The 12661-nt window shown below is 33.2% G+C and carries 8 protein-coding genes; 4 read left to right on the plus strand and 4 right to left on the minus strand.

The genetic code is table 11. From position 1 onward, the window contains the following. The first annotated feature begins 2 nt into the window (after positions 1-2). Positions 3-341, plus strand: coding sequence for a hypothetical protein (locus tag M2139_RS10545; protein WP_280738806.1), 339 nt, complete (start codon positions 3-5; stop codon positions 339-341). A gap of 72 nt (positions 342-413) precedes the next feature. Then, the gene (locus M2139_RS10550; RefSeq protein WP_280738807.1) at positions 414-6578 is read left to right on the plus strand and encodes an FctA domain-containing protein; all 6165 of its coding nucleotides are present in this window, start codon (positions 414-416) and stop codon (positions 6576-6578) included. A 130-nt stretch (positions 6579-6708) separates the two neighbouring features. Here M2139_RS10550 and M2139_RS10555 read toward each other — a convergent pair whose 3' ends face one another. The 4 genes from M2139_RS10555 to M2139_RS10570 all read right to left on the minus strand — a co-directional run bounded on the left by M2139_RS10555 (position 6709) and on the right by M2139_RS10570 (position 11028). Beyond that, positions 6709-7650: an AEC family transporter gene (locus tag M2139_RS10555; protein ID WP_280738808.1), complete on the minus strand. Its 942-nt coding sequence runs from the start codon at positions 7648-7650 to the stop codon at positions 6709-6711. 99 nt (positions 7651-7749) lie between these two features. After that, positions 7750-9213, minus strand: coding sequence for a DUF4153 domain-containing protein (locus M2139_RS10560; protein WP_280738809.1), 1464 nt, complete (start codon positions 9211-9213; stop codon positions 7750-7752). Positions 9214-9713: 500 nt separating this feature from the next. Further along, on the minus strand, positions 9714-10646 hold the full coding sequence (gene yidC, locus M2139_RS10565; protein WP_280738810.1) for a membrane protein insertase YidC: 933 nt from the start codon (positions 10644-10646) through the stop codon (positions 9714-9716). Positions 10647-10749: 103 nt separating this feature from the next. Then, a complete protein-coding gene (locus M2139_RS10570; RefSeq protein WP_280738811.1) occupies positions 10750-11028 on the minus strand; it encodes an acylphosphatase in 279 nt (92 codons plus the stop codon). Between the two features lie 104 nt (positions 11029-11132). On the opposite strand from M2139_RS10570, the gene M2139_RS10575 reads away from it, so the two are divergent. Continuing rightward, entirely contained in the window at positions 11133-11894 is a 762-nt protein-coding gene (locus M2139_RS10575; protein WP_280738812.1) for an RNA methyltransferase, read from the plus strand. 147 nt (positions 11895-12041) lie between these two features. Continuing rightward, positions 12042-12542, plus strand: coding sequence for an HD domain-containing protein (locus M2139_RS10580; protein WP_280738813.1), 501 nt, complete (start codon positions 12042-12044; stop codon positions 12540-12542). Positions 12543-12661: the final 119 nt, after the last annotated feature.

Consider the following 12661-nt stretch of genomic DNA (forward strand, 5'->3'; position numbering starts at 1 on the left):
TTATGGATAAGAAAAAAAGAAAATATATTATTTTAACAACTTGTATATTATATCCTATTGGATTTGGGTTTATTAATGAATCAATAGATTGGCAGCAAAAAAGTTTGGGGGTGCAAGAGTTTAGTTTAGAGTCTGAGGAAAATATGATTGTCATCCCAAATGATAGTAAAAAAGAATTAAAGAAAAAATCATTTCGTACAATTGAAGCAAAATTGGCAATGTTAGAAGATGAACCACAGCTTTATTCTGAAGATGAACCGGTTTTACCGAAATATTTAGCAAAAAAATGTGGGACTATCATATTTGGCACAAGAATCACTCAGAAAGAAGATTCTGTTTAAGGCAAAGAGTATAAAAGTTTTATGACGATCTTTATGAAATCGTTATATTTATGAGAGAAAGAGGTTCAAAAAATGAAACAAAAAATTTCTGTTCTATTTAGTTTGGCAATCTTGTTTATGTCAACATTTGCTTCACCAATTGCAGCAATAGCTGAAACAATGACCGAAGTTGAAACTAGTGAATATCAATTAGCCGATAATACTAATCAAGATGCTTTATTAGCAAATGAAAACAATCAAGGAATTTCAAACGGTGAAACATCTACTGTTGAAAATGCCAACAATCTAATTGAAAATGAGGAAACTGCTGATTTTTCAACAGATGAAGTTATCAATGCAACAAGTACTGAAGAAAATTCGGAAGAGCAAGCCAGAGCACCTTCAGAAGAAGCAGTGACTTTAAATGCAGGAACAAGCTTAAATGATCGTGGCGTCAATCTTTTTGATAATATTACAATTGCAGATAATGAGGGAAATCCTTTTACAGAAGAAAATCTAGCACATTATAATGACAATATTAATATTACTATTGATTGGTCATTAGCAAACGATGTAGATATTTCTGACGGTGATTACTATACATATCAAATGCCACCTTATTTTGCTGTTCATAATGCAATTGAACCTAAACCTATTTACCGTACAAATGGCGGAAGCTCTGATGTAATTGGCTATTTTGAAATGGACGCTAATGGTTTATTAAAAGTGGTCTTTAATGAAAATGCGACAAATCTTTCTGACCTTTCTGGTAAAATCGAATTAACAACAGAATTAAATATTGTAAGTGAAACAGAAGAACAAGAAATCAAAACAGGAATCACAGATAGCAACGGTAATGAAATTATCATCGTTGTCCCTGTTTACAACATTGATCTTAAAAAAACTGGCGAAATTTCTAAACATTCAAATGTCCTTTGGGATATTGTGTTTAATGAAAATTCTGAAACGTTAACTAATGTAGTTTTAACGGAAGTTATGCCTGAAGGATTAACTTTTACAAAAGGGACTTCATATGGCTCTATTTATAATGAAGCAACAGGTACTTGGGATAAAGTTACCGATTTATATGAATTTGATCCAGTTACAAATACTTTTACATTTAATCAAGCAATTACTACACCGGTAAAAATTTCAATTAATTCAACAGTTATAGATTCATCAATTAAGTCATTTACTAATACTGCTAAAATTAGTGGTGATCAATTTTTTGATAAGAGTGTAAGTGCGACTGTCAGTTTTGATGACCTAGAAAATTATAAACGTTTTACTGGCTATGATAATACTACTGGTGAAGCTAGCTGGGAATTATCAGCTTCATTAAAAAATGTCGGCGCTTCTATTTTAGATAATACTTACAGTGGTACTGATTCTTCAGCAGCTTTGCATTATTTAGTAAGAGATAGTATTGTAGTAACGAAAAAAAATGGTGACCCTGTTGCACCTTCAGCGTGGACACTTTTAACTGAAGACGCTATTGAAAAAGATGGCGAACTTGTACAGTTTAAATTAGTTTTTCAAGAGCCCGGGGATTATATTATTACTTATCAAACAAAATTATTTGATCCGATTTTTAGCGATACGACTATTTATAACCATATGAATATTAAAGATGGCACTTTCAATACTGGCTATGATGGTGTAGGTACCGCAAAACCAGAAAGTAATATGGGGATTGAGAAAAAAGGCGTTTCTGTTGACTATGAAAATCATTTAATGAATTGGTCCGTTAAAGTTAACTCAAATCATGAAACGATGAATAATGCTGTTTTTACTGACTTATATCGACTTTCTAATGGTAGCAACATGAGTGCTTTAGAGTTATTTGGCGACATGGAAATTAAAACTTCAACAGGTGTGACGCTAACAAAAGGGACTGATTATGCAATTGAATTATTACATGAACAAACAGCAACTGGGATCACTTATGAATCGGGCTTTAAAATTGAGTTATTAGGTAGTTATGCAACAATTGATGAAGAATTTACAATTAATTATGTGACAAAATATAATATCAGAAATCATGAAGAACTATTTAATGGTGGCAATCAGTTTAGTAATTCAATTGTGGTTTCTTATCAAGATATTAATGGTAATCCACGTCAAATTGGTGACGATGACAGTTTACGGATAAATAAAATTTTGTCTCAAAATGCAAGTAAAGGCGGCTTCTTTGTACCTAAAGATGGCTCTGTTGTAGCGGGTTTGAGAAAATATTTAGCGGCGAATACTTACAATGTATTTGGCGAAACAATAGCTCCTAGTGATAGTGTTTACTGGGTAGCCACTTTTAATAGATATAAAGAAACCTTACCAGCTAACTCTACAATTTTAGAAAAGCTTGGTGACGGTCAAGCTATTAGAAGTTTAAAAATTTTTGGAACTACTATTAATGGTCAAAGTGGTGGGGTTGCTAACTTTACAAGTGAATTAGTTTTAGGCGTGAATTATGCTTATGAAGTTGCAGCAACTGGTGAAGTTATTATTACTTTACTAAAGTCTACTGATTTAACTCTTTCTATAGCGATTGCAGCTGATGCTGCAGTTGATACCTATGAATATAAAAATTATGCAGAATTAAGAGATCCAGATAATAATACAATTGTTGTAGCTGAAGGTGAAATTGAAAAATCAGCTAAAGATAAATGGTTAGTAAAAAATGGTGTACAAAATTCTGTAAACAATCGACTTGCTGACTGGAAGGTTATTGTAAACCAAGATTCTCGCACAGTTAGTGATGCGGTAGTAACTGATACAGTGAAATTAAGTCAACAATCTTTTGTTTTAGATGATCAAAATAATATGATTGTTCATGTTTACAAAGCTATTGCCAATGGCGATGAGTTTGATAAAGGGGAAGAAATTACTTTCTCTGAAGGCTTTGGTCCGTCCCTTGAAATGAATCCTTTTGAAGGAACGCAAACAATGTCAATAAAATTTGAAGGTGAAATAAATTCTCCTTACATTATTGAATATCAAACAAAACTAGATCCAGGTATTGTAAATAATGAAAAAGTTGCTAACGATGTGAAACTTAGCGGCAACCAAGTAGAAATTCATCAAGTAACAAAAGAAATTACCATAAAATCTACAGATGGTAGTGGTACATCAAGTGGTGTCAATGGGGCTTTAAGTATTGAAAAACTTGATGCTAATACCAATGAAGGCATCGATGATTCAGCTTTCTTTGATATTTTCCGTCAAAATGCTAATGGTGATTATGAACTATTTATCTCTAATGTAGAAGTGAAAAATAATAAAATTATTGACAACGAAGGCAATCCGATTGATCAAATTAGTAATTTACGCTATGGGAAATATGCAATTAAAGAAGTTGCAGCACCTAATGGTTATATTTTAGATGAAACACTTCACGAATTTGAAATTCCTTTAGCTAATAGTGTCGTGACTTTACTAAATGAAAGAGCCGTTGTTCCAGCTACGGAGTTAGTATTAGCAGCTAGTAAAGAATTAGTTGGTAAGAATTTAACGGCTGGCGAGTTTACATTTGAATTAATGGATAGTGTTGGTAATGTTTTACAAACAAAAACAAATGATAGCAGTGGTAAAATTTATTTTGATGAAATCAACTATGATACAGTTGGCACCTATGAATATAGCATTCGTGAAGTAGTCGGAATGGATAATACCATCAGCTACGATGATACAATTTATAAAGTAACCGTGACAGTAACTGATGAAAACGGCCAATTAGTAGCGACCCCAAGCTATGAAGGAGATGCCATTTTCAAAAATAGTTACACACCACAAAGTGGTGGTACCGTATTGGAAGCCAGTAAAGAATTAGTTGGTAAGAATTTAACGGCTGGCGAGTTTAACTTTGAATTAGTAGATAGTGTTGGTAATGTTTTACAAACAAAAACAAATGATATAAATGGGAAAGTTTATTTTGATGCAATTTCTTATGATGTAGCAGGTATTTATGAATATACTATCCGTGAAGTAGTTGGAACAGACAGTACCATCAGCTACGATGATACCGTTTATAAAGTAACTGTGACAGTAGTTGATGAAAATGGCCAATTAGTAGCAACCCCAAGCTATGAAGGAGATGCCATTTTCAAAAACAATTATGCACCAAAAACTGGTGGTACCGTATTGGAAGCCAGTAAAGAGCTAACTGGCAAAAATTTAAGTGCTGGTGAGTTTACATTTGAGTTAGCAGACAGCGAAGGCAATGTTTTACAAACCAAAAGCAATGACGCAAACGGAAAAATCTATTTTGATGAAATTACTTATGATGCGGCTGGCACCTATGAATACACCATTCGTGAAGTAACAGGTACAGATAGTACAATTAGTTACGATAACAATGTTTATTCAGTTAAATTGACGGTAGTCGATGAAAATGGTCAGTTAGTAGCGACGCCAAGTTATGAAGGTGATGTAATCTTCAAAAATAGCTATGCGCCAAAAGCAGGTAGCACCGTATTAGAAGCCAATAAAGAATTAACTGGTAAAAACTTATCAGCAGGCGAATTTAGTTTTGAGTTAGTAGATGGCGAAGGCAATGTTTTACAAACAAAAACAAATGACGCAAATGGAAAAATCTACTTTGATGCAATTAATTATGATGTAGCAGGCAGCTATCAATATACCATTCGTGAAGTAGCTGGAACAGACAGTACAATTAGCTATGATGGTACCGTTTATAATGTCGTTGTGACAGTAGTTGATGAAAATGGCCAATTAGTAGCAACAGCAAGTTATGAAGGCGATGTAATTTTCAAAAATAGCTACGCGCCAAAAGGTGGCAGTACTGTATTAGAAGCTACTAAAGAATTAACTGGTAAAAACTTATCAGCAGGCGAATTTAGTTTTGAATTAGTAGATAGCGAAGGCAATGTTTTACAAACAAAAACAAATGATGCAAATGGAAAAATCTATTTTGATGAAATCATTTATGATGCTGCTGGTAAATATGAATATACCATTCGTGAAGTAGCTGGCAAAAATAACACTATTACCTATGATAACAGTGTTTACAAAGTAACTGTAACCGTAGTTGATGAAAATGGCCAGTTAGTAGCAACCCCAAGCTACGAAGGCAGTGTAATTTTCAAAAATAGTTACGCAGCAAAAGGTGGTAATATTGTATTAGAAGCAGAGAAAGAATTAACTGGTAAAAATTTATCAGCTGGCGAATTTAACTTTGAATTAGTTGATAAAGATGGTAATGTATTACAGACAAAAACTAATAATGGTAGTGGTAAAATTTATTTTGATGCAATTGCTTACCAACAAGTTGGTACCTATGAATATACCATTCGTGAAGTAAAAGGAACCAACAGCACAATCAATTACGATGGTACGGTTTATAAAGTGACTGTGACAGTAACCGATGAAAATGGTCAACTAGTAGCAAAAGCCAACTATGAAGGTGATGTAGTTTTTAAAAATAGCTATACACCAAAAGATGACCATATCATTTTAGAAGCAGAAAAAGAATTAGCTGGTAAGAAATTAACAGCAGGTGAATTTAAATTTGAATTAGTAGATAGCGCTGGTAATGTTTTGCAAACCAAAACCAATAATGCTAATGGCAAAATTTATTTTGATGCGTTGACTTATGATACTGTCGGCACCTATGAATATACTATTCGTGAAGTAGTAGGTACGGATAGCACGATTAGTTACGATAGCACCGTTTATAAAGTAACTGTGACGGTGATGGATGAAAATGGTCAATTAGTAGCAACGACTGTTTATGAAAAGACAGCCATTTTCAAAAATGTCTACACAAACCCTAGTGTTAAATTAGGGGAAGTTACTTTGAAAAAAGTTGATAGCAAAACAGGTGAAGTTTTAGCAGGAGCTGAATTTGAACTTCGAAATGCTAAGGGAGAAGTTATTCGAACTGGTATTGTAACTGATAAAAATGGATTAGTTACTTTGAAAGATTTAGCAGTTGGCGAATATCAATTAGTCGAAGTCAAAGCACCAAAAGGTTATCTGCTAGATAGCACACCAATTAGATTTTCGATTACAGCTGACCAAGTCAGTGAAATGCAACTGACAAAAGAAAATCAACCAGTAGGAAAAGATACACCGACCAAACCGACTACACCTAGCAACCCAAAACAAGATACACCTAAGAAAAATACACCTGGAAAACTTCCAAATACGGGAGAAACTACAAGTAATGTATCATTAATTGTAGGAGTATTATGTATTGTGTTAGGTTTAGGACTCTTTTATAATAAACGAAAAGTGAGATAAACTAACAATTAAATAAGTTTAATAGCCAAGCAGCTGTCGTTGCTTGGCTATTTTTATAAGATAAAAATATAATATGTTTGTAAAAGAAAAAAGCTGAAACTAAGTTCAACTTTTCGATAGTGAAAATTTTTTATAAAATAATCAATAATAATAGTGGGATGTAGATTAAATAAAGTAGGATACTGTATGCTAAGCTACTTGCTGCAAAATCTACATCGGCATCATAATTACGAACTAAAATCGGTACGGAATTTTGAATCGGCATGGCAGATTGAATAATGAAGACGTTAAGCATTAATTCTGGCACTTTAACAAAGTGACTGATTAACCAAACAATCAACGGAGAAAGCAGATAGCGGCCAATTAAGACACCAACAATATCTTTGTTAAGTTTTAAATTGCGAATCCCCGTATAATAAATAATAATGCCAATGACAAACATTGATAAAGGGGTTGTTAATTGCCCCAGATAACTACTCAAAGTTTGCAGCATACTTGGAACAGGTACTTCTGTTAAAATCCATAGCAAACCAATGATAAAGCCTAATAAAGCAGGTGAAAAAATCTTTTTAAGGGCGGTTAGGGGATGAAAAGAAATCTGTGCAGTTTCTGCTTGCGGATTATCTTTAGCAATCAAAAAAACACCGACAGTCCAGAAAAAAGTAGTGTTAACAATGTAATAAAGCAAAACAAAAGGCACGGAAATTTCTCCAAAAATTGCTAGGTTGATGGGCAAACCGATAAAAATGGTATTGGAGCAAGTCGCCATCGTTGTAAAACTTCCTAAACGACCAGTTTTTACTTTGGTGATTTTGCCGTAAAAATAGCTGATTAATAAAGTAATACTCATAGATAATAAGGGAATTAACATCCCGCTAAATAGTTGTATAAATTCTGCTTTTGAAAATTGTTTAGTGATATTTAGAAACATACTACAAGGAAGGGCGATATTTAAAACTAGCTTAGAAAAAGCATCGGCTACTTGATTGTTAAACCATTGGCGATAAGTTAGCAAATAACCAATGAAAATTAAAATAAAAATGACTAAAATATTTAAATAAGCAGTTAACATAAGAGACCTCTTTCAAAAATTGGAATATTCTCTTAGTTTAGCGAAAAAAGAAAGAATATTCAAACTTTTTTCGTGACAGTCTGAATATTCTTGGCTAGTTTAAACAATGATATGAGTTAATTTTTTTAAATCTAAATATTGCTGTAAAGTAAAGCTACTATCTTCCTCAATAAGCGTCTGCATTTCTAAAAGATAATCAAACATTTCTTCTCGAAGGTCTTCATCTTCAGACTCTTGATAAATTTCAATCGCAGTGGGGACTGCTTCAGCCACAATATCATAAAAGACACTGCTATCAAGTTTCTTTAACTGACCAGTTTGAAATTGTTGATAATTATAATTAGTGATTATTTTACCAGAATTGCCCCAGCTTAAAATTAACATCACCGCTGCTAAAAATAAAACTGTTCCTTTGGTATAATTGAATTTTTTCCATAAAGCTGCAATAAAAATCATCATACAGATAAAAAGAGCAATCATAAACCAAGTGGTGTTAAAACGTAAAATAGTTAAACCATAATATTGAATATATAAAAACATTTGTGCTAAACCTAGCCAAATTAAGCCCAACGTTTCAAGGCCAATCAGCGTTAAACCAATTTGGATACTTTTAGAGTAGTTGCTAAAATTTTTAATTATCGCAAAAATCGTCACATTAATTAAAGCAACTGGTAGCAATTGGAAAAAGCCTTGGCGAGCATTTTCCTCCAGTTGATAAGTATCTGTTAGTCGATAACCGACATAGGCTGAAGCGAAAAACAGCAAATAAACAGTGATAAATAAAATTAAAATGGTCATAAAGAAAATATTAGGTCCCGTTTTAATTGTAAGTTGTTTGCGGGTTTGTTGTGAACTATTGATATTACGATAAACCAGTAGGAAAAGATAACTCCCTAAAGGAATAGCTAACAATAAACTAAAGAAATATTCCCCTAAATTCTCAGATAAAGCACTAGTCAGATAAGAAATCACCGCTTCAAACTGTTGGTCAGCAAAAGTTAATAAGTAAATGACTAGTGATAAGATAGGTAAAGAGATTGCAATAGCCAACAGAACTAATTTCAAGTTGTGATGTTCATAGCGCAGCCATTTAATTTTATGAACAAATCTATTTAGTTTGCGGAAAGGTGTGATAAAAATTCCGTAAAGTAAATCTGAAAAGAAGTGCTGGTCCAAGGTATTATTCTTTCGCGCCCCCACGATTGTTAATACCCAATATAAACAACTGAATATTAGAAAAAATAAATTAATTTTCAGCAAAACGCGATTTTTAAAAACAGCGAAACTTGCGCCTAACAATAAAACATACGCAAAATAAGCAAATTGTCTTGTAGAAAGTTTCAAATTTTTACTTTTTAAATAAAATAGGATACTACTACAAAAGATGAAAGTGATACCCGTGATTAAAATTCCCCCCATATGTTGCATTAAACCACGAATCATAGCAAAAGCTGTAATGATGCTAATGCCAGCAAAAATTAAATCTTGCCCTTTCAATTGACTATGCTCAGGAAACTTGAGCAGTGGTGGATAATTCTTTTTCGCTTTAATAATTTTTTCCATTTTTTTCCAATTCCTCTCAATGTGCAAAATTTTTTCTAAATAACTAGTTATTTTACGAGTTCATGATAAAAAAATAATAGTTTACCGCCAATTAGAAATTCTTTATAAATTAGGCTAAACATCTATTTTAAAGAAAAAATGAAAATGAAAGCCTGCTAGAATACGCTTTATACCTGTTATTAAAAAAAGGTAAAAAACATTGAGAAATGTTAAAGGGAACAAAAAAAGCGGAAAGACTTGTTCTGCATCTGAGTAAAGTGCAAGAAAAAATTATAGTGGTGTTTTCTGCCACGAATTTCTTCTTCACTTTATAGAGAGATGCAAAGTCTTGTAGCTAGATTATAAAAAAAGCGGAAAGACTTGTTCTGCATCCAAGTAAAGTGTAAGGAAAAATTATAGTGGTATTTTCCGCTACGAATTTCATTATCATTTTATTGAAGAAAGCTAGCTAGAGTACAAAAAAGAGAACCGCAACAGCGGTTCTCTAAGAAGATAAATGATTATTTTTTACGTTGTTGTGCACCAGCATTGCGACCTTTACCGTCATTACGTTTTTTTGGTGAAATTGCTGGAGTTTCTTCTGTTGGTGTGACATCTTTAATAGGTGTCACTACTTGTTTTGGTGGATTTTTAGCTAATTCTTCTTGAATTTGCGCTTTGATTCTTGGTTTCATTAAAACGTTGGTAATGAAAGTTTGAATACAACCGAAAATCCCACCAACAACCCAGTATAAAGTTAAGCCAGCTGGAGAAGAGAAGGACATGAAAGCAATCATTAGTGGAGACATAATCATCATGCTCCGCATTGTTTTCTTTTGTTCTTCAGGGACGCCAATCATGGAAATCATGCTTTGACCTAAATAAGCTAAACCTGCTAAAATTGTTAAAACAATATTAGGGTTTCCTAAATTAATACCGAAAAAGCTTGCTTCACTGATACCTGGTGTATGGCGAACAGCTACATATAAAGCAGAAAAGATAGGCATTTGAATTAATAAAGGTAGACAACCAATTCCGCCAGTCATACTAAGATTATTGTCACGATATAAAGCTTGCATTTCTTGATTAGCAGCTAATTGCTCAGCTTGAGTTGTCGCTGCTTTGACTTTTTTATTGATAATATCTAATTGCGGTTTAATAGATTGCATTTTTTCACTTTGAACTAATGATTTACGTGATTGATTAATTCCTAAAGGCATAATGATGATTCGCACGATAATGGTAATAAAAATAATCGCCCAACCATAGTTCCAATTGAAATTTTCAACCATATAAGTAATTACATCACCAATTGGTTTTGCTAAGAAACGGTAGATAACACCACTTTCATCAGGCGTTCCATCTGCATTAGTTTTTACACAGCCAGATAAGAACAAAACTAATGAGAGCATTCCAGAGCTCAGCATAATTTTTTTTATTTTATTTTTGGTCATTACTTTCTTCCTCTACTTAAAGATTTGCACAAAGAATACTATACTAGAAAAGTCGCGACTTTTCAATCTGTTATTTTTTTTAAGATAAGTAAAAAATTCCTATTTACCAATAAGTGACATCAAATTTTTTGCGTTCTTCAATGGTTGAATCATCTTGTAAAGTTAAAGTAGTGACTCTGCCACTAGGAGAAGGGGAGGCTTTAACTCTAGCTATAAAAGCTTGCATGGTTTCATTATCGGCGATTGCTTCAATAGAAACAGAACCATTGTCTTCATTCCAGACCTTTCCTCGTACGCCTAATTCATCAGCTACCATTTTGGTCATATAACGGAAACCTACTCCTTGCACACGACCTTCAACATTCATTCTGACTTTTCGCAAATTATCCACCTCATTTTTAAGTTTAGCATTTTTCTTTTATCATACCTTTTTCGTATCTTTCAGACAAGACTGAAAGGTGTTATAATAACTCGAGGTGAACAGTGATGAAAGAAATTTTATCTGTCAAAAATCAGTGGATTAAAGAATTAAAAAAATATCAAAAACGTAAATATCGCCAATTAGATCAAAAATATTTATTAGAAGGTTTTCATTTAATTGAAGAAGCTGTTAAGGGACAGGCGCCAGTTGAAGCGATTTTAGTAACGCAACGGGGCATGAGCGAGTGGGGCAGCTGGTTAGCAGAGTTTCCTGAAGAAAAGCTATATTTTGTTAGTGATGAAGTGATGAAACAGTTATCAGAGCTACCAACACCCCAAGGTATCTTAGCGGTAGTAGCAATGACGAATCAAGCAGAGATTACTTTTGCAGGAAAATGGTTGTTATTAGATAACGTTCAAGATCCCGGAAACGTGGGAACGATGATTCGCACCGCCGATATTTTTGGCTTTACTGGTGTAGTTTTAGGTGAAGGTACAGCTGATATTTATAATCCTAAAGTTTTACGGAGCATGCAGGGGAGTCAATTTCATTTACCAATTATTCAAAAAGATTTACAAACAGCCATAAAGGAGTTAAAAGCTTTCGGCAGTCTGGTGTATGGTACAGAATTAAATGAAGAGGCAGTTGCCTTAAATGCAATAAATAAAACCACAAATCTGGCTTTAATTATGGGAAATGAAGGTCAAGGAGTTCAAAAAGAATTACTAACTTTAACTGACAAAAATATTTACATTCCTATTAAAGGTCAAGCCGAATCCTTAAATGTTGCGATAGCAGCGGGGATTTTAATGTATGAGTTAGCTTAACTGTTTAAAGCACATTAAAAGTATTAAGCTTTCTTTACGATAAATCACCTAAGCTAGTATTTTTTTTGTAAGCGTGCTATACTTGCCACATCAAAAGAGAAGAGAAAGTTTCTCAATTGGATAATTTAAAAAGGTGGCCTTTACTTAATGACAGAAAAATGGCGTGAAGATTCAGAGTATATGTCTTATGTAGCAGATTTACTAGCAACTGAAGAAGTTCAAAAGCTAGATGAATATATTCAACATTATCATTCAACTCGATTGGAACATTCAATCAGTGTTTCTTACAATAGTTATAAATTAGCAAAACGTTGGAACGGTGATGCAAGAGCAACTGCACGAGCAGGTTTATTGCATGATTTATTTTATTACGATTGGCGGACAACTAAATTTGATGAGGGTTCTCATGCCTATATGCATCCACGAATTGCCGCTAAAAACGCCGCAAAAATTACAGAACTTTCAGATTTAGAGCGCGATATTATTATCAAGCATATGTGGGGGGCAACGATTGCACCACCTAAGTATAAAGAAAGTTATATTGTAACTTTTGTTGATAAATATTGTGCTATTAAAGAAGCTGCAATTCCGTTAACTATGAGTATGAAAACTAAATGGCAACGTTACTTTAGTAAACAATCTGCTTAAAAAAATAAAAATACCAGTAATTCCGGCTCTTTGTCAACTGGTGTTGGTGAAGAGAAAATCCAATAGAATAATTTGATTTTTGCAGTCAAGCAGCTTTCATTGCTTGACTGCTTTTTTCT

Origin of the sequence: Enterococcus sp. PF1-24 (genome assembly GCF_029893325.1) — a bacterium.
Taxonomy (GTDB): domain Bacteria; phylum Bacillota; class Bacilli; order Lactobacillales; family Enterococcaceae; genus HY326.